Source organism: Pseudomonas sp. FG1 (genome assembly GCF_034313875.1).
GTDB lineage: Bacteria > Pseudomonadota > Gammaproteobacteria > Pseudomonadales > Pseudomonadaceae > Aquipseudomonas > Aquipseudomonas veronii.
In genome coordinates this window covers 6,263,257-6,282,904 of sequence record NZ_JAVIWP010000001.1, presented here as the reverse complement: position 1 = coordinate 6,282,904, position 19,648 = coordinate 6,263,257, and the positions used below count along the sequence as shown (strand labels likewise).

Below are 19,648 nucleotides of genomic sequence, written 5' to 3'. Positions count from 1 at the left end.
GATGTGCAGACTGGCACACCGCTATCGAGGGCCAGCCCCCTCCCACATTTGGATCTCAACTGTATTGAGGTTCGGTATTTGCCATAATGCCGCTCGTTTTCGTACCACCACATAGGCCCGATATGCAGGAAACCGCCCACACCCCCGTCAAAGACGCCGCCCCCACTGGCACCCAGACCTTGCTGCGTGGCTTGGGCGTGGTGCAGGCGGTGGCGGCCGGTGCGCGGGATCTGAAAGAGATCGCCCGGCGCATCGGCACCACCCGCAGCACCACGCACCGCCTGGCCAGTTGCCTGGTGGAGGAGCGCTACCTGCGCGTGGTGCCGCAAGTCGGTTACCTGCTGGGGCCGAAGCTGATCGAGCTGGGGTTTCAGGCGCGCGAAGAGTTGCCGTTGGTGACCCTGGCGGTGCCGTACCTGGACGAGTTGTCGGCGCTGACCGGCGACACCATCCACCTGGCGATTCGCGAAGACGACGACGTGCTCTACCTGCACAAGAACCCCGGGCGCAACGGTCCGGAAATGCGCTCGCGGGTCGGCCATCGCATGCCGCTGGCGCGGACCGGCATCGGCAAGGCGTTGCTGTTGGATGACAGCGTCGAAGAGTGGCAGCGCCTGTACGAAGTCAGCCAGCCGGCGGCAGGGAAAAACCTGCAGTGGCCGCAACACCCCGAGCAATCCTGGGCGCAGTTCGAGCAGCGCATGCATGAGTATGTGCTGGGCGGGTATGCGTTCGACCTGGAAGACAACGAACCGTCGATCCGCTGCGTGGCGGCACCGGTGCGCGATGCCAGCCGGCGAATCGTCGCCGGCATCAGCATCGCCAGTACCGTGCCCTACATGCCGCTGGAGAAAATGGCCGAGCTGATTCCTGTGATCAAACAGGTTGCGGCGCGGCTGTCTGCGGAGTTGGGCGCGAAGGCCTGATCAGGCCTTCAAGGTCGCCATGTCGATGACAAAGCGGTACTTCACATCGCCGGCGATCATGCGCGTGAACGCCTCGTTGATCTGACGAATGTCGAGCATTTCGATGTCGCAGGTGATGCCATGCTCGGCGCAGAAATCCAGGACTTCCTGGGTTTCGGCGATGCCGCCGATCAGCGAACCGGCGAGCATTTTACGCCCCAGCACCAGCTTGGCGGCGTTGACGGGCGGGTCCACCGGCTCGATCAGGCCAACGAGGATATGCACGCCGTCAAAGCGCAGCACATCGAGGTAGGGGTTCAGGTCGTGCTGCACCGGGATGGTGTCCAGCAGGAAGTCGAAGTGTCCGGCGGCGGCTTGCATTTGCGCGGCGTCGGTGGACACGATCACATGATCCGCGCCCTGGCGGCGGCCTTCCTCGGCCTTGCTCGCGGAGCGGGTGAACAGCGTGACTTCGGCGCCCATCGCCTTGGCGAACTTGATGCCCATATGGCCCAGGCCGCCCATGCCGAGAATCCCGACTTTATCGCCGGCCTTCACACCGTAGTGCTTGAGCGGCGAGTAGGTGGTGATGCCGGCGCAGAGGAGCGGTGCGGCGCTGGCCAGGTCGAGCTTGGCCGGGATCTTCACCACAAAGTGTTCGCTGACCACGATGCTGTCGGAGTAGCCGCCCATGGTGTTGCTGCCGTCCACACGGTCCGGGGTGGCGTAGGTCATGGTCGGGCCTTCGAGGCAGTATTGCTCCAGGTCCGCTTGGCAGGCGTCGCAATGGCGGCACGAATCGACCATGCAGCCGACGCCGACCAGATCACCGACCTTATGCGCGGTGACGCTGGCGCCGACGGCGGTGACTTTGCCGACAATCTCATGGCCCGGCATCAGCGGGTACACAGCGATGCCCCATTCGTTGCGGGCCTGGTGGATGTCAGAGTGGCAGACGCCGCAGTACAGAATTTCGATCGCCACGTCATCGGCGCGCGGGCTGCGGCGTTCAAACGACATGGGGGCGAGGGGAGTGGTGGCCGACTGGGCGGCATAACCGATAGCGGTGTACATGAGTGAACCTCGCAGAAGCAGTGACAAGTGAGGTGGGCCATTTTCCGCGCCGACCCCGGAGGCGGCCATGGCGATTGCTCCGAGTCTCATGCCTATTCGTCCGGCAGTACGCCTGGTTTGGATGCACGGCGCGCCAGACCTGCGATGATGCTCTCATCCCTTATTAGCGAAGTTTTTTGCCATGTTGTTGACCCGCCATCTCGACGCCAACGCCACCCTGGTTTCCTTGATCGAGCGGCTGACGCCCTGCGACGGTTTCTCCCCGACCCACCTGCCGGGCGTGCAGGTGCTGCGCGCCAGTTGCGACGTCGCACGCGGGCCGCAGATCTATGAGCCGAGCCTGATGTTCGTCGCCCAGGGCAGCAAAGTCGCGTACCTGGGCCCGCGTACCCTGGAGTACGGCGCGGGGCACTACCTGATCCAGGCGATGCCGGTGCCGTTCGAGTGCGAGACGTTCGCCCTGGCGCCCGACGCACCGCTGCTGGGGGTGACGGTGGGCATTGACCGGGTGGTGCTGGGCGAATTGGTGATGGCCATGGGTATGCAGGCCGGGCCGCCGCCGACGGCGCAGACCTTGGAGTCGATGAGTTCGGTGGTGCTGGATGACGCCATGCGCGGTTGCGTCGAGCGCCTGTTGCAATGCCTGCACGATCCGTTGGAAAGCCGGATCATGGGCCCGGCGCGTGTGCGCGAATTACTCTTCACCGCCTTGCGCGGGCCCCAGGCCGATGTGTTGCGGGCGTTGGTGGAACAGCAGGGGCAGTTCTCGCGGATCGCCACCTCGTTGAATCACCTGCATGCTCATTACGCCGAGCCGCTGAATATCGAGACGTTGGCAGGTTACGCGCACATGAGTGCGTCGACCTTTCATGAACACTTCAAGCGCTGCACCTTGTTGTCGCCGGTGCAGTATCTGAAGCGTTTGCGTTTGCTCAAGGCGCAGCAGTTGTTGCTGGTGGAAGGCATGGGCGTGGCACAGGCGGCGCATCGGGTGGGGTATCAGAGTACGTCGCAGTTCAGCCGCGAATATAAGCGCTACTTCGAGCGCAACCCGGGCGAAGAGCGCGCTGCCTGATTCTCCCTGGCTCAACGGGATTAAAAATGTGGGAGGGGGCTTGCCCCCGATGACGGTGGGTCAGCCATCGATGTGCTGACTGTTCCACCGCTATCGGGGGCAAGCCCCCTCCCACATTGAGTTGATGCCAGCCACAAAAAAGGCTCCCGATCTGGGAGCCTCCTGGGTCATGCAACCCTTTTACATATTCGGGTAAGTCGGCCCACCTGCGCCTTCCGGCGTGACCCAGGTGATGTTCTGCGAAGGGTCCTTGATGTCACAGGTCTTGCAGTGTACGCAGTTCTGGGCGTTGATCTGGAAGCGCTTCTCGCCGTCTTCCTTGGTCACCACTTCATACACACCGGCCGGGCAGTAGCGCTGCGCCGGTTCATCGTAGAGCGGCAGGTTGGTGCCGATCGGGATGCTCGGGTCTTTGAGTTTCAAGTGGCACGGCTGTTCTTCTTCGTGGTTGGTGCCGGAGATGAACACCGAGCTCAGTTTGTCGAAGCTCAGCTTGCCGTCGGGCTTGGGGTAGTCGATCTTCTGGCAGTCCTTGGCCAGCTTGAGGCAGGCGTAGTCCGGCTTGGTGTCGTGCAGGGTGAACGGCATCTTGCCGCCGAGGATGTTCTGGTCGAACCAGTTGAAGCCGGCACCGATGATCGGGCCGAACTTGTGCATCGCCGGGCCGAAGTTACGGGTGGCGAACAGTTCTTCGTAGAGCCAGCTGGCTTTGAACGCGTCGACGTAGTTGGTCAGCTCGTCGCCGCCTTCGGCGTCGGCCAACAGGCGCTCGGCCACGGCGTCGGCGGCGAGCATGCCGGACTTCATCGCGGTGTGGCTGCCTTTGATCTTGGCCACGTTCATGGTGCCCAGGTCACAGCCGATCAATGCGCCGCCCTTGAACACCATCTTCGGCAACGAGTTGATGCCGCCCTTGGCCAGCGCGCGCGCGCCGTAGCTGACGCGCTTGCCACCTTCCAGATACTGGGCCAGCACCGGGTGGTGCTTGAGGCGCTGGAACTCATCGAACGGCGACAGGAAAGTGTTGCTGTAGGACAGGTCGACGATCAGGCCGACCACCACCTGGTTGTTTTCCAGGTGATAGAGGAACGAGCCACCGGTGTTCTCGTTGCTCATGATGTCCAGCGGCCAACCGGCGGTGTGGACCACCAGGCCGGGTTGATGCTTGGCTGGGTCGATTTCCCAGATTTCCTTCAGGCCGATGCCGTAGTGCTGGGCGTCGGCGTCGCTGTCCAGCTTGAAGCGCTGGATCAGTTGCTTGCCGATATGGCCACGGCAGCCTTCGGCGAACAGCGTGTACTTGCCGCGCAGTTCCATGCCGGGGGTGTAGACGCCTTCCTTCGGCTTGCCTTCGCGGTCGACGCCGAGGTCGCCGGTGATGATCCCGCGCACCACGCCGTTTTCGTCGAACAGCGCTTCCTGCGCGGCGAAGCCTGGGTAGACTTCCACGCCGAGGTTCTCGGCCTGCTGGGCCAGCCAGCGGCACAGGTTGCCCAGGGAGATAATGTAGTTGCCTTCGTTGTGCATGGTCTTGGGCACAAAGAAGTCAGGCACCTTGGTCGAGGTGTCGGCGCTGCGCAGGACATAGATGTCATCGCGCACCACCGGGGTGTTGAGCGGAGCGCCGAGTTCTTTCCAGTCCGGGAACAGTTCGTTCAGGGCGCGTGGTTCGAACACGGCACCGGAAAGGATATGTGCGCCGACCTCGGAGCCTTTCTCGACCACGCAGACGCTGATTTCCTTACCGGCTTCGGCGGCCTTCTGCTTCAGTCGGCAGGCGGCAGACAGGCCCGCCGGGCCAGCGCCGACGATGACCACGTCGAATTCCATGTATTCGCGTTCCACAGGCTATCTCCTACTCAGGCTCACAGGCTTTTTTTCTAATGGGTGGAGGTTGGGTGTCGTAAGCGTCATCGCTGCGTTCACTGGGCAGGCGGATGACCACCTTTCTCTCTAGGTGGCGCATTATATCTACACCACTCTCAGCGTCCAATACAAACGTTTGTTTGAATTGCTTGGAAGCTAGGTAAATCAAAGCAACGGGGCTTATGACTGGCCATTTTGCCGTATTGACCAGAATAGGCGTTCCGGTCAAGATACGGTCGGTTTTGCGCTCGCCGTAGGCTGACTGTAGGTTTCAAGAGCACCTTTAAAGACAGGCGAAGGCGAAAAAGAGTGACGCGTGCCCAATGCTGGCGCGCAGTTTACACGTCGCGATCATGAATGACCTCCCAGTCACCACTGACGAACGGTCATCACTCTCCATCGCTGCGTCACTTGCCGAAGGTTTTGAAGGTGCCCTTGTGTGCCGATGAGCATCAACCGCCAGGTTCGCCTAGGCGACTTTCTTTTCACCGGAGAGTAACGAGGAATCCATGAAGGTTCTTGTAGCTGTCAAACGCGTTGTCGATTACAACGTGAAAGTTCGCGTCAAGGCGGACAATTCCGGCGTCGACCTCGCTAACGTCAAGATGTCGATGAACCCTTTCTGCGAAATCGCCGTGGAAGAAGCCGTGCGCCTGAAAGAGAAAGGCGTGGCGACTGAAATCGTCGTGGTTACCATCGGCCCGACCACTGCTCAAGAGCAGCTGCGTACCGCTCTGGCCCTGGGCGCCGATCGCGCCATCCTGGTCGAGTCCGCTGAAGAACTGACCTCCCTGGCCGTGGCCAAGTTGCTCAAAGCCGTTGTCGACAAGGAACAGCCATCGCTGGTGATCCTCGGCAAACAGGCCATCGACAGCGACAACAACCAGACTGGCCAGATGCTGGCTGCACTGACCGGTTACGGCCAGGGCACCTTCGCCTCGAAAGTCGAAGTGAGCGGCGACAGCGTTGCCGTGACCCGCGAAATCGACGGCGGCGCGCAGACAGTTTCGTTGAAACTGCCGGCCATCGTCACCACCGACCTGCGTTTGAACGAGCCGCGCTACGCGTCTCTGCCTAACATCATGAAAGCCAAGAAGAAGCCTCTGGAAGTGCTGACTCCGGATGCTTTGGGCGTTTCCACCGCCTCTACCAACAAGACCGTCAAAGTCGAAGCGCCGGCTGCACGCAGCGCGGGCATCAAGGTCAAGTCGGTGGCTGAACTGGTCGAGAAACTGAAAAACGAAGCGAAGGTAATCTAATCATGACTATCTTGGTAATCGCTGAACACGACAACAAGGTACTGGCTCCGGCCACCCTGAACACCGTGGCCGCCGCGGCGAAAATCGGTGGTGACATCCACGTGCTGGTTGCAGGTCAGGGCGCTGGCGCCGTGGCTGAAGCCGCGGCGAAAGTCGCTGGCGTGAGTAAAGTACTGCTGGCCGACAACGCCGCTTACGCTCACCAACTGCCGGAAAACGTCGCGCCTCTGGTCGCCGAGCTGGGTGCTGGCTACAGCCACATCCTGGCCGCTGCCACCTCCAACGGCAAAAACATCCTGCCGCGGGTTGCCGCGCAACTGGACGTTGACCAGATCTCCGAGATCATCTCGGTCGAAAGCGCCGACACCTTCAAGCGTCCGATCTACGCCGGCAACGCCATTGCCACCGTGCAATCGACCGCCGCGGTCAAGGTCATCACCGTGCGCGCCACCGGTTTCGACCCGGTTGCCGCCGAAGGCGGTTCGGCCGCCGTTGAAGCCGTCTCCGCGGCCCACGACGCGGGTATTTCCAGCTTCGTCGGCGAAGAGCTGGCCAAGTCGGATCGTCCTGAGCTGACCGCTGCCAAGATCGTCGTTTCCGGCGGGCGTGGCATGCAGAACGGCGACAACTTCAAGCACCTGTACGCCCTGGCCGACAAGCTGGGCGCTGCCGTCGGCGCTTCCCGCGCTGCGGTCGACGCAGGTTTCGTGCCCAACGACATGCAGGTCGGCCAGACCGGCAAGATCGTTGCGCCACAGCTGTACATCGCCGTCGGTATCTCCGGCGCGATCCAGCATTTGGCCGGCATGAAAGACTCCAAGGTGATCGTAGCGATCAACAAGGACGAAGAAGCACCGATCTTCCAGGTGGCTGATTACGGCCTGGTGGCGGACTTGTTCGAAGCCGTACCTGAATTGGAGAAGCTGGTCTAATCCAGTCGCTTCACTTATAAAGAGCCCGGTCTTTTGACCGGGCTTTTTATTATCGGAGCACCTCGCCATGGAATTGCGCCCCTGGGCCACACTGCTGGGTTTCACACTGTTGCTGCCGACCCTGTCGCTGGCGGCCGGCAAATGCGAGCGCCTGGTGGCTACCGGCAGCCCGGACGCTCCGCCTTTGCTCTGGCGCGATCCCCAGGACCCCACGCACTTGATCGGCGCCACCGCCGACATGTTGCAGCAAGTGGCCCAGGACCTCGGGCTGAAAATCGACCTGCTCTATGGCGGCAAGCGTTCCCAGGCCTTGGACGAAGTGCGCAGCGGGCGCATGGATCTGCTGGCCGATGCGCCGTTGAATATCGGCGAGCTGGAAACCCTCGACTACCTCCACCCGGCGCTGGTGCAGATCGACTATCTGGTCTGGACCCGCAAGGACTCGGCGCTGGCCTATGCCACGGCCGCGGACCTGCACGGCCATCAGGGCGCGGTGTCGGAACGGGCGCGGTTGAGCCACGACTTTGAAACCTTCGCCGCCCAGCAATTGACCCTGCAACGCCTGCCCACCTTGACTCCGGCGTTTCAGAAACTGCTGCTGGGGGAAGTGGACTACGTACTCGCCGGGCGTTACTCCGGCATGGCCATGGCCGAGACCCTGGGCATGAGCAATGACCTGTTCGCCCGCGACGTGCCCGTCGATCAGCCTGGCCTGTACCTGGCGATTTCCCACAACTCCGCGTGCAATGACCCCTGGCTGCGCGGACAGCTGGCGAAAAAGATGACAGAATTGTCCGGGTCTGGTGTGGCGCAAGCTGCGCTGCAGCGCAATCTGGAGCGCTGGAAAGCGCAATTGCAACAACCCGTCGGCACCCCAACAAAGTAGGGATTTTCAGTGATTTTTCGACCTTTTTTAGCGGCCCTCGCCGTCGTTGCTCTGGCGGGATGTGCAGCCGATCCTGCGCCGAATGAACAAATACGCCTCACCCAGCAAGCGTTGGAACAAGCCAACGCCGTGGGTGCCAACTCCGATGAATCGTCCGAACTGAAACTGGCTGAAGGCAAATTCGCCCAGGCTCAGGCTGATATGGCCGACCAGTCCTACAAGAACGCGCGCATGCAGGCCGAACAGGCCGAGCTGGATGCGCGTCTCGCCGAAGCCCAAGTGTTGACCCGCAAGAGTCAGGAACAACTGAACGTGCTCAATACCCGTATCACCCGCCTGCGCAAGCAATTGCAGCTGGGAGAAGCCCAATGAGCCCGATGATCCGTGGCTTGAGTTGCGTCGTGCTGCTGGGCAGCGCGGCCCTGGGCGGTTGCGCCAGCCACCCGAATGGCGAGCAGGCCCTGCAACAGGCGGGCAGCGACTTCCAGAAGGTCAAGGAAGACGCCAACGTGCTGCGCTTCGCGCCCAAGGACGTGATCCGCGCCGGAGAGTCCCTGGCCCGTGCCGATCGCTTGTCCAGCTATTGGGGCAGCGGTGCCGACGTGGTGCATTACGCCTACCTCAGCCAGCGCTACAGCGCGATCGCCCGCGAACACACCGAGCAGGCGCTCAATCAGGAACGTGGCGCCAAACTCGAACTGGAACGCCAGCGCCTGCAACTGGCCCTGCGCGAGAGCAAGCTGGTCAGCGTGCAGCAGCAGGGCAAATGGCTCGAGGAACAGATCGCCAGCCTGGCCACCACCCAGACCGATCGCGGCCTGGTGATGACCTTGGGCGACGTGTTGTTCGACACCGGTGAAGCCGAACTGAAAAACTCGGCCAACCGCACCGTGCTGAAAATCGTCCAGTTCCTGCAACTGAACCCCAAGCGCATCGTGCGTATCGAGGGTTACACCGACAGCACCGGCGGCGAGCAGGAAAACCTCCAACTGTCCCGCGACCGCGCGCAATCGGTGGCGGATGTGCTGGTGGACCTGGGGATCGACGAAAAGCGCATCCAGGTCGAAGGCTATGGCGACCAGTACCCGGTGGAGGCCAATGCTTCCGAGCGCGGCCGCGCGCAGAACCGCCGGGTAGAGATCGTGTTCTCCGACGCGAAGGGCCAGTTGGGCGCCGCCCGCTAGGAGCCTGGCGCAAGCAAAATATGGGAGGGGGGCCCCCTCCCACATTTTTTTCGGGGGGCCCGAAACGCCTCAGGCCACCCTTACAGTTTTTTCTATCACTGCCGCTCGCGCTCGACTATTGTGGCAACTGTCCCCGTACACTTCTAAACTGTGCCGGTATGTTTCACACAAAAATAAAATAGCCGTGAAATCGAGTGCTGCGTCATGACCAATCTGTTGCTCTACCAACGTATCGCCCAGCAACTGGCTGAGGATATCCGGCGCGGTGTCTATCAACCGGGTGAGCGCGTGCCTTCGGTGCGCAAGATGAGCTCCCAGCTCAACGTCAGCCATGCCACGGTGTTGCAGGCCTACGCCAACCTGGAAGATCAGGGCTTGATTCGCGCGCGGCCGCAGTCCGGGTATTACGTACACCAGACACCGGCGCTGACGGCGCCGACGCCGGATATCGCCCGGGTCGAGCGCCCGGGGTTGGTGACGCGCAGCAGCATCATTCAGCAAGTGTTGGTGGAGTCGCGTCGCGAAGGCGTATTCCCGCTGGGCGCGGCCGTGCCGAGTGTGGATTACTTGCCGGTACGCGCACTGCACCAGCAGTTGGCCAAGGTCACGCGCTTCCAGAGCCCGCGGGCGTTCAGCTACATGTTCAGCCCCGGCTTCGAGCCGTTGCGCCGCCAGGTGGCGATCCGCATGCGCGATGCCGGCGTGGTGGTGGACCCGTCCGAAGTGGTGATCACCCACGGCTGCGTCGATGCCCTGCAGATGTCGTTACGGGTGCTGACGCGGCCGGGCGACCTGATTGCCGCCGAGTCGCCGACCTATTACGGCTTGCTGCAATTGGCGGATCTGCTGGGCCTCAAGGTCATCGAGATCCCCAGCGACCCTGCCACCGGCATGAGCCTGGAAGCCCTGCAATTGGCCGCTAACCAGTGGTCGATCAAAGCCCTGGTGCTGACCACGCGCCTGAGCAATCCGTTGGGCGGCACCATGCCCGAGGAGCGGCAGAAACACTTGCTGCGCCTGGCCTCGGATTTCGATATCCAGATCGTCGAAGACGATATCTACGGCGAACTGATGTTCGAACTGGGGCGCACCAAAGCCCTGAAAGCCTACGATCGCCTCGACCGCGTGATTTATTGCTCGAGCTTTTCCAAAACCCTGTCACCCGGCGTGCGTATCGGCTGGATGATCGCCGGCAAGTATCAGCAGGAAATCCAGCGTTTGCAGATGTTCAGCACCCATTCGGCGTGCAGCGTCACCCAGATGGGTGTCGCCGCGTACCTGGAGAACGGCGGTTACGATCGGCACCTGCGTTACATCCGCCAGGAGTACCGCAAGAACCTCAGCGCGTTCCAACTGGCGGTTCAGCAGTATTTTCCCGAAGGCACCCAGATGACCCGTCCGACCGGCGGTTTTATCCTGTGGGTCAGTTTGCCGGGGCGGGTCAATACCCAGGAACTGCACGTGCGTGCATTGCAGCAGGGCATCAGCATCGCACCGGGGTTGATCTTCAGTAATACGGAACAGTTCAACCACTGTATTCGTCTTAACTGCGGCACGCCGTGGAATCGCGAGGCAGAGCGGGCGCTGATGACTTTGGGGATGCTCGCCAGTCAGTTATGCCTGGAGACAGCGGCCGGCTTGTGAGGCTTGCCAAGTAGCCAGTTCTGATAGCTGGCCAATCACCGCGCTTGTCATGCTGCCCTCAACAAGCGAGCATATGGCCTTCTGCCGTTAATGCTGTTGGCAATATGACTTCTATTTTTCGCGCTGTTTTAGTGATTAGCCTGCTCAGCCTGAGTCACGTCGGCGTCACGCTGGCGGCGACGCCTGTGGCGGACCCCGCACCGACCGCGATTACCGAGCACACAACCCCCGCAAAAAAACCGACCCCGGCGAAAAAAGCCCCGGCGACCAACAAAAAAAACGCATCGGCAAAAAAACGCGCGCCGGTTGCGAGCAAGTCCAAGTCCGCCCACGAAGTGGCCCAGACCCACTTGCCACCGGCACAGTTGGACTTGTCCCTGCCTTCCGACATGGTCAGGCACCTGCAGCCCATCGGCAGTATGCCTGCGCCGAAAAACGTACCGTTGTTGCCGCCGATGTTTGGCGAAAAGCCGACTGACAACAGTGCATTCCAGATCAACGGTCGCCTGCTCAGCAATGAGATGAAGCTGCAACTGCGCAACGAAGAACGGCGTGAGGTGGAAGGCGCGGCGCTGGATTTCGAATTCAAGCAATAAACTTTTCCGGCGAAGGTGACGTCGATACTCGACCATCTGTCGCAGACTGGTCAGTCACTTTTATTTTCTGCGAAAAACCCCTGTTAGACCATTTTAAAACGGCTGTTTAAGGGCGTACTCTAGCCCGGCCTTCCCTATTGAGCCGTCGAGGACCTGTTGCTCATGAAATGCCGTGAAGGCTGTGGCGCTTGCTGCATCGCCCCCTCCATCAGTTCACCGCTGCCGGGAATGCCCCACGGCAAACCCGCGGGCGAACGCTGCCTGCACCTGTCGGTCGAACAGTTATGCCTGCTGTTCGGGCAACCGGAACGGCCGGCGGTGTGCAGTGATTTCAAGGCGGATATCGAGGTCTGCGGCACCGACCAGGCCGATGCGATCAGGTTGATCGGCTGGTGGGAGCAGATGACGGCGGCTTGATGGCTTTACTATCGGAACTTCAACAATAAGGAATACAACAATGGTTTCGCTGAAACGAATGGCTGTGTTGTGCGGTTTTACGGTGTTGTTTGCTGCCACTGCTCAGGCTGAGGATTGGCAAGTCGCCAAGGATGAAGACGGGATCAAGGTGTCGCTGAGCGAAGTCGCCGGTTCCAAGTACAAGGCGTATCGCGGTGTGACAGTGATCAAGGCCCCCGTGGCCAAGATCGAGGCCTTGCAGGAAGATGCGGTCGGTGCCTGCGCCTGGATTCATGACTGCAAGTCGCAAAAACTGCTCAAGCAGGAGGGCGTCAAGAGCTGGACCTACACCCAATTCAAGGCCCCGTTCCCAGTGACCGACCGCGATTCGATCCTGGAAATCACTACGGCCAAGGCCGCCGACGGCAGCGTGACCCGCACCCTGCTGGAAGTGCCGACCTATCAGCCGGAAGTGAAGGGTTATGTGCGCGTGGCCCAGGTCGACGGCTTCTGGAAACTGGTGCCTAAAGGTGCCAACGAAACCGAAGTGACCTACCAGGTACACACCGAGCCAGGCGGCAGCGTGCCTTCGTGGTTGGCCAACAAGTTCGTGGTGGACGCCCCGTTCAACACCTTGAAAGCCCTCAGGGAACGCGCCGAGAAGTAAGCGCGGCAGACCCGGTGCCTGCGACCTTGAGTGGAACGTTTAGCGAGCCCTCAAGGTCCAGATAGAGGTAAGCCCACACGCGGGCTTTATCGAGGAGGCACCGATGCAAAAGTGGCAGATTACCTTCGTTGATGATCACGGTGTGCAGTCCGTGGAGCAGTTCACCTGCGAGCGCAAGCCCAGCCTCGAAGATGCGGCACACTTGATTCGCGACAAGCTGGTGCCGGTGGCCGCCGAACTGGACCTCAATGACCTGGAAGGCCGTAAACCCGAACCGACGGTCAAGATCCTCAAAGACCAGAACAGTATCCAGATCCTCGACATCTCTCCCGTCGTCTGAACATTCCCTGTCTGCCATTCAAGCGCCTCTGGTGGAGGTGATAGCTTCGCGCTACTCTGCAAGTGAGATCAGCGAATGAATCGCTAAGGTCTGGTCTTGTCAGCTACATGCTTGTTTTCCAGCGGTGATGTCATTGCCGTAGTACCCGCGCCAGTAAGGCGTGGGCTTCGGGAAGCACGGAAAGTCTATCCATCGGTTTGAGGAGGACGTTTCATGAGCACAGCCTATCAAGAAGACATCAGCACCAACGTTCTGCGCCGCATGAAAGAAGGCGGCTTCGATTTTTCACGGTTCCACCCCATCGAGTTCTACGCCATTTTCCCGGACGAGGAACGGGCGCGCAGGGCTGCGGGTCGGTTTCGTGGCGAATCCCTGAACGCCCAGGTCAGCGCGCGCGACGATGGCGCCTGGTACCTGGAACTGAGCAAGATCATGTTTGCAACCTACGACGGCATAGGAGACTTCGAGCAAGACTTTGAAGCGGTGGTCGAGCCGCTGGGCGGGATCATCGAAGGATGGGGCGTCAAGCAGGAGGTGCGTGGGTTACCCATGTAGCAGTATGAGAAACACAGCGTATCGGCTGACCTTTGGGTCGGCCGATTTTGTTTGTGGCGTCTGAAATCAGACGCAACTCGCGCGGTATTTCCAGGCAAAAAAAACCACCCGAGTGGGGTGGTCGAAAGGGAAGACCGGAGGAGTCGGTCGATACACGAGATCACACGGTACCGATTGCTCGATGGGTAAGGCTGTAGGACGAGTCCTGTTCAGCAGATGACGGTGATTATCCGCACCGGGGGACGGGCAGTGAAATCAACACTGGCTATGCTGTTGATAGTCAAAGCCCGCATTGTGATGAAGCGCGCGACAAGACACCGGGCATTCCGCGCACCAGGATGGTGCGCTTAACTCCCCGCTATTATTTAACTCACTGATTCTTAAGTGTTTATGCCGCTGGCACGGGCCTTGCGATGATTCTTGCGTCCGGGTGACAAGGAGTACGGCATGATCCGCACTTATTACGACGAAATGTACGATGGGGCAGGGCAGGTTCGCCCTCATTACCGCGAGTTCGCCCGCTGGTTGGCCGAAACCCCCGCTGAACTGCTGGCCCAGCGCCGGCGTGAAGCCGATTTGCTGTTTCACCGCGCCGGGATCACCTTCACCCTCTACGGGGATGAGCAGGGCACCGAGCGCCTGATTCCCTTCGACACCATCCCGCGCAGCATTCCCGCCAGTGAATGGCGGATTGTCGAACGTGGCTGCATTCAGCGGGTCAAGGCGCTGAACATGTTTCTCGCCGACCTCTACCATGAACAACGCATCATCAAGGCCGGGATCATTCCCGCTGAACAGGTGCTGGCCAACGAGCAGTATCAGTTGGCTATGCAGGGCTTGAATCTGCACCGCGATCTGTATTCCCACATCTCCGGTGTCGATCTCGTGCGTGATGGTGACGGCACTTACTACGTGCTGGAGGACAACCTACGCACGCCCAGCGGCGTCAGCTACATGCTCGAAGACCGCAAGATGATGATGCGCCTGTTCCCCGAACTGTTCGCGGCCCAGCGTATCGCGCCGATCGACCACTACCCCAACTTGCTGCTCGACACCCTGAAAAGCGCCAGCCCCCTGGATAACCCCAGCGTGGTGGTGTTGACCCCCGGGCGTTTCAACAGTGCGTTCTTTGAGCATGCCTTCCTCGCCCGGGAAATGGGCGTGGAACTGGTGGAGGGCGCCGACCTGTTCGTGCGCGATGACCGCGTTTTCATGCGTACCACCGACGGCCCCAAGGCCGTGGACGTGATCTATCGCCGCCTCGACGATGCGTTTCTCGACCCGCTGGCCTTCAACCCGGACTCCATGCTCGGCGTCCCCGGCCTGCTTGCCGCCTATCGTTCGGGCAATGTGGTGTTGGCCAACGCGATCGGCACCGGGGTGGCGGATGACAAGTCGGTGTACCCCTTTGTCACCGAGATGATCCGTTTTTACCTGGATGAAGAACCGATCTTGAAGAACGTTCCGACCTTCCAATGCCGTAAGCCCGACGAACTGTCCCACGTACTGGCTAACCTGCCGCACCTGGTGGTCAAGGAAACCCAAGGCTCCGGCGGCTACGGCATGCTCGTCGGTCCGGCTTCCACGGCGGCGGAAATCGAAGCCTTCCGCGCGCGTATCAAGGCCAAGCCCCACGCCTATATCGCACAGCCGACCCTGTGTTTATCCACCTGCCCGACCTTCGTCGAAAACGGTATCGCCCCGCGCCATATCGACCTGCGCCCGTTCGTGTTGTCCGGCAAGGAAACCCGCGTGGTGCCCGGCGGCCTGACCCGCGTGGCGCTGCGCGAAGGTTCACTGGTGGTCAACTCGTCCCAGGGCGGCGGCACCAAAGACACTTGGGTGGTTGAGGACTGATGCCATGTTGAGTAGAACTGCCTCGGATCTGTACTGGATGTCGCGCTACCTCGAACGCGCGGAAAACCTCGCGCGCATGCTCGACGTCAGCTATTCGCTGTCGCTGATGCCCCAGGACGGGCGCGGCGACGGCCTGCATGAACTGGCCATGCCGTTGCTGATCACCGGCACGCTGGACGACTACCACGCGCGACACGGTGAGCTGCACGCCGAACGCCTGCTGCACTTTTTCGCCCTGGACGCGGCCAACCCGGCCAGCATCTACAGCTGCCTCGGTGCTGCGCGGGCCAGCGCCCATGCGGTGCGTGGGCGAATCACGGCCGACATGTGGGAAAACATCAATGCCACCTGGCTGGATATCCGCGACATCGCCCAGCAAGGCTTGAGCCGCTACGGCATGAGCCGGTTCTGTGAGTGGGTCAAGGAGCGTTCGCACCTGTTTCGCGGCGCCACCTACGGCACGATCATGCGCAACGATGCTTTCCGCTTTATCCGTCTGGGCACTTTCATCGAGCGCGCCGACAACACCCTGCGCCTGCTGGACGCACGCTATGAAATGGCTGGCGACCAGGCCGAAGCGGTCAGCGATGGCACAGCCCACGCGTACTACCAGTGGAGTGCCTTGTTGCGTGCGTTGTCGTCGTTCGAGGCCTACACCGAGATCTACCGCGACGCCCCCGGCGCCCGGCAAGTGGCAGAGCTGTTGCTGTTGCGCGCCGATGTGCCGCGTTCGCTGCGGGCCTGCAGCGAAGAGATCGACCAGATCCTCGCCAGCCTGCCCGGCCTCAACGGCCGCCCGGCCCAGCGCCTGGCCGCCGAAATGGATGCGCGCCTGCGCTTTACCGCCATTGACGAAATCCTCGAGGAAGGCCTGCATGCCTGGCTGACCGACTTTATTCCCTTGGTCCGCCAGTTGGGCGATGCCATCTACAGTTCCTACCTGGAGGCGGCATGAGACTCTCCATCAGCCACGAAACCACCTACCACTACGACGATCAGGTGCGCGCCAGCATCCAGTACCTGCGCCTTACGCCCCACGACAGCGAACGCCAGCACGTACTCAGTTGGCAACTGGATCTACCGCGTCCGGTGCGCGCCCAGGTCGACCCGTTCGGCAATATCCTGCATGTGCTGACCCTGGACGAGCCTCACGACGCCATCATCATCGGTGCCCGTGGCCAGGTGGATATCGACGAGTTGCGCGAGGCTGAGCACGAGAGCCAGTCCGCCTACCCGTTCCTGCGCAGTACGCGGCTGACCGAGCCCGACGAAGCCCTGCGCCGCTTTGCCGAGCAGCATTGCCATCAGCGCCGCGACCGCAGCGCCTTGATCGACCTGATGCACGCGCTCAACCACTCGATGGTCTACACGCCCGGCGCCACGGAGGTCGACACCAGCGCCGCGCAGGCCTTCGCGGGGCGTGCGGGGGTGTGCCAGGACCACACCCACGCGTTCCTGGCCTGCGCGCGCAGCCTGGGGATTCCAGCGCGGTATGTGTCGGGGTATTTGTACACCGAGGACAGCACGCACCTGGCCAGTCACGCCTGGGCCGAAGCCTGGCTGGACGACGCCTGGTACAGCTTTGACGTGACCAACCAACTGGCGCGGCCGGAGCGGCACCTGAAACTGGCCGTGGGCCTGGATTATCTGGACGCCTGCCCGGTACGCGGCATGCGGCGCGGCGGCGGGCATGAGCAGATGCATGCCAAGGTGTCGGTGGCGCCGACGCCGCTGGTTTCGGTGCAGCAGCAATAGCTCAGGGCTGCTGCTTGCGCCCGGCCATATGCTTCAAATACTCCACCAGCAACGCCAGCTCGCTCTCGGGCAACACGCCGACGGCGAAGGCCGGCATTTTCGCTTGGGGCCAGCGCCGCAGGCTTTGTGGGTCGCGGATATAGCGCTTGAGAAAATCGCCGCTGAAATATTCGGTGGGGTTGTAGGGAATGTTCAGGTCTGGCCCTACCTGTGCATCGCCAGCCCCATTGAGGCGGTGACAGGCCAGGCAGTTTTTCTGGAACAGCGCAAAACCTTGGTTGACCGGATCATTCGCACCCAGCTTCGGATCGGGCAGCAACGCCGGAAAACGCTCGGCAACCGTCTTCAACTGCTTGATCCCGGAGATCTGGAACGGCCATTGCTCGGGGCTGATGTGCCCGGCCTGAGGGTTCGTCCACACCAGGTAGAACGGCCCGGCACTCGGCTTGTCGGCGGCCAGCGCGGGCCACGGATCGGTGGGATCTTCCACCGCCAGCCAGGCGCGGGCGCCGTGTGTTTCCAGCAAAGGCGCGGCGCTCAGTTCGGCGGCGAACCCGTCGAGCGCGATGGCCTGCAGATGGTTTTCCGTCTGCAGACCCGGTAGGAGTACCGCCAGCGGGACTGCGCGATACGTCATGCTTCGCTTGTAGGAAACGTCATCAACGATATGCACCGTCTGTGCATCGGGGTGCTTGAGCAGGTCTTCGGTCTGCCAGGTCTTGCTGGTGTGGTCCAGCTCGATGGTCAACTGCGCGGCGGCAACGGGCAGGGCGAGGAACAAGGCGAAGAGGGCGAGGATCGATTTCAAGAGAGAGGCCCGGTGCGAGAAGAAGTGGCGCCTAAGATACCGGAAAATTCCCAGGCAAAACGGCAGCCCCTGCAACGGGACCGCTATACGCAATGTCCCCGCAGGAGCTGCCAAAAACTGCAAGCCTGATGTACAGAATGGCGCGTGTGATTCGTCACCCAAGCACCTTGGTCAGGTTGGGCAAGATCAGAATCAGTGTGGTGGCGAACAGAATAAGTCCCGCCTGACGTATTTTCGAATGCTTGAACATGGCTGACTGCCTTTTGTTGTTATTCCTGAGCGTCAAATGCGTGCCGGTTTATTTCAGTATCGCAACGTGACGTGTCGCTTTTCTTACAGCTGCTCCAGCAAAACCCGGCAGCAACTTCCTACTGAGTGAACCTTAGAGCCCTCGTTCTGCGTGGCTTAGATCCATTTCATATCAACTTGTCATATTTTTTACTGAAAGAGGTATGAGGCCTATCGCCATCTTGGCGCCAATGCCTTGGCTAGACCGCTAAAACGATTAATCAAACGGTTGCACTCATCTGCTACCGTTCGTCCGAGCGAGGGGGTCAAACGCAATGAGCGCATCCGTCATTGAAACCGTGTCAATCGGGCCTAAGGTAAGGGCACACATGCACAGCGGTTCGAGGATGTCATGACCCAAGCTTTGATCTTTGATGCGATACGCACGCCCCGGGGCAAAGGCAAGGCTGACGGTGCCTTGTACAGCGTCAAGCCGGTAAACCTGGTGGCGGGTTTGTTGACGGCGCTGGCCCGGCGCAGCGACCTCGATACCCGCCAGGTCGATGACATCGTCCTCGGCTGCGTCACCCCCGTGGGCGACCAGGGCGCCGACATCGCCAAGACCGCTGCGCTGGTGGCGGACTGGGACGTCTGCGTCGCCGGTGTCCAGGTCAACCGCTTCTGCGCTTCGGGCCTCGAGGCCGTGAACCTGGGCGCGATGAAAGTGCGTTCCGGCTTCGAAGACCTGGTGGTGGTCGGTGGCGTCGAGTCGATGTCCCGCGTGCCCATGGGCAGCGATGGCGGCGCCTGGGTGCTCGATCCGCAAACCAATCTGCACAGCCATTTCACGCCGCAGGGTATTGGCGCGGATTTGATCGCGACCCTGGAAGGCTTCAGTCGTCAGGACGTCGACGCCTTCGCCCTGCATTCCCAGCAGAAAGCGGCCCGGGCGCGCGCAGACGGTTCCTTCAATAAGTCGCTGATCGCGGTGCAGGACCAGAACGGCCTTGTGCTGTTGGACCACGATGAATTTATCCGTGCCGACTCCACCCTCGAAGGCCTGGGCAAGCTCAAGCCCAGCTTCGAGATGATCGGGCAGATGGGCTTCGACGCCACCGCGCTGCGGGTCTATAGCCATGTCGAGCGGATCAACCATGTCCACACCCCCGGCAACAGCTCCGGTATCGTCGACGGTGCCGCGTTGATGTTGATCGGCTCCGAGGCCAAGGGCCGCGAGCTGGGCCTGCAAGCGCGGGCGCGGATTGTCGCCACGGCGGTCACCAGCACCGACCCTACCATCATGCTCACCGGCCCGGCGCCAGCCACGCGCAAGGCGTTGGCCAAGGCCGGGCTGCGCGTCGAAGACATCGACCTGTTTGAGGTCAACGAGGCGTTCGCCTCGGTGGTACTCAAGTTCATCAAGGACATGGGCATCGACGCCGCCCGGGTCAACGTCAACGGCGGCTCGATCGCCATGGGCCACCCGCTGGGCGCTACCGGTTGCGCGATCCTCGGCACCTTGCTCGACGAACTGGAAGTGCGCCAACAACGCTACGGCCTGGCCACCCTGTGTGTCGGCGGTGGCATGGGCATCGCCACCATTATCGAACGCCTCTGAGCC

Annotated in this window: 20 protein-coding genes; 17 read left to right on the top strand and 3 right to left on the bottom strand. The window is 61.4% G+C overall.

Annotated features, from left to right (window positions below):
* Window positions 1-122 precede the first annotated feature (122 nt).
* Window positions 123-926 carry an IclR family transcriptional regulator gene (locus RGV59_RS28880; protein ID WP_046382387.1) on the top strand — a complete coding sequence of 268 codons (804 nt, stop codon included), beginning with the start codon at window positions 123-125 and terminating at the stop codon, window positions 924-926.
* On the opposite strand, the gene RGV59_RS28875 is transcribed toward RGV59_RS28880, so the two are convergent.
* Complete coding sequence (locus RGV59_RS28875; protein WP_017848523.1) at window positions 927-1,979, bottom strand: NAD(P)-dependent alcohol dehydrogenase; 1,053 nt, start codon at window positions 1,977-1,979, stop codon at window positions 927-929. It lies immediately after the preceding gene.
* A 181-nt stretch (window positions 1,980-2,160) separates the two neighbouring features.
* Here RGV59_RS28875 and RGV59_RS28870 point away from each other — a divergent pair, with 181 nt between their 5' ends.
* Window positions 2,161-3,054 carry an AraC family transcriptional regulator gene (locus tag RGV59_RS28870; protein ID WP_017848522.1) on the top strand — a complete coding sequence of 298 codons (894 nt, stop codon included), beginning with the start codon at window positions 2,161-2,163 and terminating at the stop codon, window positions 3,052-3,054.
* 180 nt (window positions 3,055-3,234) lie between these two features.
* Here the strand turns inward: RGV59_RS28870 and RGV59_RS28865 are convergent, their stop codons facing one another.
* A complete protein-coding gene (locus tag RGV59_RS28865; protein ID WP_017848521.1) occupies window positions 3,235-4,899 on the bottom strand; it encodes an electron transfer flavoprotein-ubiquinone oxidoreductase in 1,665 nt (554 codons plus the stop codon).
* Window positions 4,900-5,429: 530 nt separating this feature from the next.
* Here RGV59_RS28865 and RGV59_RS28860 point away from each other — a divergent pair.
* From RGV59_RS28860 to RGV59_RS28795, 14 genes are all read left to right on the top strand, one after another.
* On the top strand, window positions 5,430-6,179 hold the full coding sequence (locus RGV59_RS28860; protein ID WP_017848520.1) for an electron transfer flavoprotein subunit beta/FixA family protein: 750 nt from the start codon (window positions 5,430-5,432) through the stop codon (window positions 6,177-6,179).
* Window positions 6,180-6,181: 2 nt separating this feature from the next.
* Window positions 6,182-7,111, top strand: coding sequence for an electron transfer flavoprotein subunit alpha/FixB family protein (locus tag RGV59_RS28855; RefSeq protein WP_017848519.1), 930 nt, complete (start codon window positions 6,182-6,184; stop codon window positions 7,109-7,111).
* A gap of 67 nt (window positions 7,112-7,178) precedes the next feature.
* Complete coding sequence (locus RGV59_RS28850; protein ID WP_046382389.1) at window positions 7,179-7,997, top strand: substrate-binding periplasmic protein; 819 nt, start codon at window positions 7,179-7,181, stop codon at window positions 7,995-7,997.
* A 9-nt stretch (window positions 7,998-8,006) separates the two neighbouring features.
* Entirely contained in the window at window positions 8,007-8,369 is a 363-nt protein-coding gene (locus tag RGV59_RS28845; RefSeq protein ID WP_026140217.1) for a DUF4398 domain-containing protein, read from the top strand.
* Complete coding sequence (locus RGV59_RS28840) at window positions 8,366-9,181, top strand: OmpA family protein (RefSeq protein ID WP_046489324.1); 816 nt, start codon at window positions 8,366-8,368, stop codon at window positions 9,179-9,181. The genes RGV59_RS28845 and RGV59_RS28840 overlap by 4 nt, the downstream gene beginning before the upstream one ends.
* Before the next feature lie 204 nt (window positions 9,182-9,385).
* The gene (locus tag RGV59_RS28835) at window positions 9,386-10,825 is read left to right on the top strand and encodes a PLP-dependent aminotransferase family protein (RefSeq protein WP_017848515.1); all 1,440 of its coding nucleotides are present in this window, start codon (window positions 9,386-9,388) and stop codon (window positions 10,823-10,825) included.
* 104 nt (window positions 10,826-10,929) lie between these two features.
* Window positions 10,930-11,421, top strand: a complete 492-nt coding sequence (locus RGV59_RS28830) for a translation initiation factor 2 (RefSeq protein ID WP_126585527.1) — start codon at window positions 10,930-10,932, stop codon at window positions 11,419-11,421.
* Window positions 11,422-11,583: 162 nt separating this feature from the next.
* Window positions 11,584-11,838 carry a YkgJ family cysteine cluster protein gene (locus RGV59_RS28825; protein ID WP_017848513.1) on the top strand — a complete coding sequence of 85 codons (255 nt, stop codon included), beginning with the start codon at window positions 11,584-11,586 and terminating at the stop codon, window positions 11,836-11,838.
* Between the two features lie 40 nt (window positions 11,839-11,878).
* Window positions 11,879-12,484, top strand: a complete 606-nt coding sequence (locus tag RGV59_RS28820) for an START domain-containing protein (protein WP_104902629.1) — start codon at window positions 11,879-11,881, stop codon at window positions 12,482-12,484.
* A gap of 103 nt (window positions 12,485-12,587) precedes the next feature.
* A complete protein-coding gene (locus RGV59_RS28815) occupies window positions 12,588-12,824 on the top strand; it encodes a hypothetical protein (protein ID WP_046382393.1) in 237 nt (78 codons plus the stop codon).
* Between the two features lie 213 nt (window positions 12,825-13,037).
* Window positions 13,038-13,379, top strand: coding sequence for a ribonuclease E inhibitor RraB (locus RGV59_RS28810; protein WP_003193463.1), 342 nt, complete (start codon window positions 13,038-13,040; stop codon window positions 13,377-13,379).
* A 447-nt stretch (window positions 13,380-13,826) separates the two neighbouring features.
* The gene (locus tag RGV59_RS28805; RefSeq protein ID WP_046382394.1) at window positions 13,827-15,236 is read left to right on the top strand and encodes a circularly permuted type 2 ATP-grasp protein; all 1,410 of its coding nucleotides are present in this window, start codon (window positions 13,827-13,829) and stop codon (window positions 15,234-15,236) included.
* Between the two features lie 4 nt (window positions 15,237-15,240).
* Window positions 15,241-16,191 carry an alpha-E domain-containing protein gene (locus RGV59_RS28800; protein ID WP_026140215.1) on the top strand — a complete coding sequence of 317 codons (951 nt, stop codon included), beginning with the start codon at window positions 15,241-15,243 and terminating at the stop codon, window positions 16,189-16,191.
* Window positions 16,188-16,991 (top strand): transglutaminase family protein, encoded by an 804-nt coding sequence (locus RGV59_RS28795; protein ID WP_017848508.1) that lies wholly within the window; start codon window positions 16,188-16,190, stop codon window positions 16,989-16,991. Before RGV59_RS28800 ends, RGV59_RS28795 begins: the two co-directional genes overlap by 4 nt.
* A 1-nt stretch (window position 16,992) precedes the next feature.
* Here the strand turns inward: RGV59_RS28795 and RGV59_RS28790 are convergent, their stop codons facing one another.
* Window positions 16,993-17,799 carry a c-type cytochrome gene (locus tag RGV59_RS28790; protein WP_126585526.1) on the bottom strand — a complete coding sequence of 269 codons (807 nt, stop codon included), beginning with the start codon at window positions 17,797-17,799 and terminating at the stop codon, window positions 16,993-16,995.
* A gap of 640 nt (window positions 17,800-18,439) precedes the next feature.
* On the opposite strand from RGV59_RS28790, the gene RGV59_RS28785 reads away from it, so the two are divergent.
* Window positions 18,440-19,645: an acetyl-CoA C-acetyltransferase gene (locus tag RGV59_RS28785; RefSeq protein ID WP_017848505.1), complete on the top strand. Its 1,206-nt coding sequence runs from the start codon at window positions 18,440-18,442 to the stop codon at window positions 19,643-19,645.
* Window positions 19,646-19,648 lie beyond the last annotated feature (3 nt).

Excerpts from the sequence above, each read along its gene's own strand:
- RGV59_RS28870 (WP_017848522.1), top strand. The coding sequence starts at position 2,161 with ATGTTGTTGACCCGCCATCTCGACGCCAACGCCACCCTGGTTTCCTTG.
- RGV59_RS28850 (WP_046382389.1), top strand. The coding sequence starts at position 7,179 with ATGGAATTGCGCCCCTGGGCCACACTGCTGGGTTTCACACTGTTGCTG.
- RGV59_RS28830 (WP_126585527.1), top strand. The coding sequence starts at position 10,930 with ATGACTTCTATTTTTCGCGCTGTTTTAGTGATTAGCCTGCTCAGCCTG.
- RGV59_RS28805 (WP_046382394.1), top strand. The coding sequence starts at position 13,827 with ATGATCCGCACTTATTACGACGAAATGTACGATGGGGCAGGGCAGGTT.
- RGV59_RS28795 (WP_017848508.1), top strand. The coding sequence starts at position 16,188 with ATGAGACTCTCCATCAGCCACGAAACCACCTACCACTACGACGATCAG.
- RGV59_RS28825 (WP_017848513.1), top strand. The coding sequence starts at position 11,584 with ATGAAATGCCGTGAAGGCTGTGGCGCTTGCTGCATCGCCCCCTCCATC.
- RGV59_RS28835 (WP_017848515.1), top strand. The coding sequence starts at position 9,386 with ATGACCAATCTGTTGCTCTACCAACGTATCGCCCAGCAACTGGCTGAG.
- RGV59_RS28820 (WP_104902629.1), top strand. The coding sequence starts at position 11,879 with ATGGTTTCGCTGAAACGAATGGCTGTGTTGTGCGGTTTTACGGTGTTG.
- RGV59_RS28855 (WP_017848519.1), top strand. The coding sequence starts at position 6,182 with ATGACTATCTTGGTAATCGCTGAACACGACAACAAGGTACTGGCTCCG.
- RGV59_RS28880 (WP_046382387.1), top strand. The coding sequence starts at position 123 with ATGCAGGAAACCGCCCACACCCCCGTCAAAGACGCCGCCCCCACTGGC.
- RGV59_RS28785 (WP_017848505.1), top strand. The coding sequence starts at position 18,440 with ATGACCCAAGCTTTGATCTTTGATGCGATACGCACGCCCCGGGGCAAA.
- RGV59_RS28840 (WP_046489324.1), top strand. The coding sequence starts at position 8,366 with ATGAGCCCGATGATCCGTGGCTTGAGTTGCGTCGTGCTGCTGGGCAGC.
- RGV59_RS28810 (WP_003193463.1), top strand. The coding sequence starts at position 13,038 with ATGAGCACAGCCTATCAAGAAGACATCAGCACCAACGTTCTGCGCCGC.
- RGV59_RS28860 (WP_017848520.1), top strand. The coding sequence starts at position 5,430 with ATGAAGGTTCTTGTAGCTGTCAAACGCGTTGTCGATTACAACGTGAAA.
- RGV59_RS28815 (WP_046382393.1), top strand. The coding sequence starts at position 12,588 with ATGCAAAAGTGGCAGATTACCTTCGTTGATGATCACGGTGTGCAGTCC.
- RGV59_RS28800 (WP_026140215.1), top strand. The coding sequence starts at position 15,241 with ATGTTGAGTAGAACTGCCTCGGATCTGTACTGGATGTCGCGCTACCTC.
- RGV59_RS28875 (WP_017848523.1), bottom strand. The coding sequence starts at position 1,979 with ATGTACACCGCTATCGGTTATGCCGCCCAGTCGGCCACCACTCCCCTC.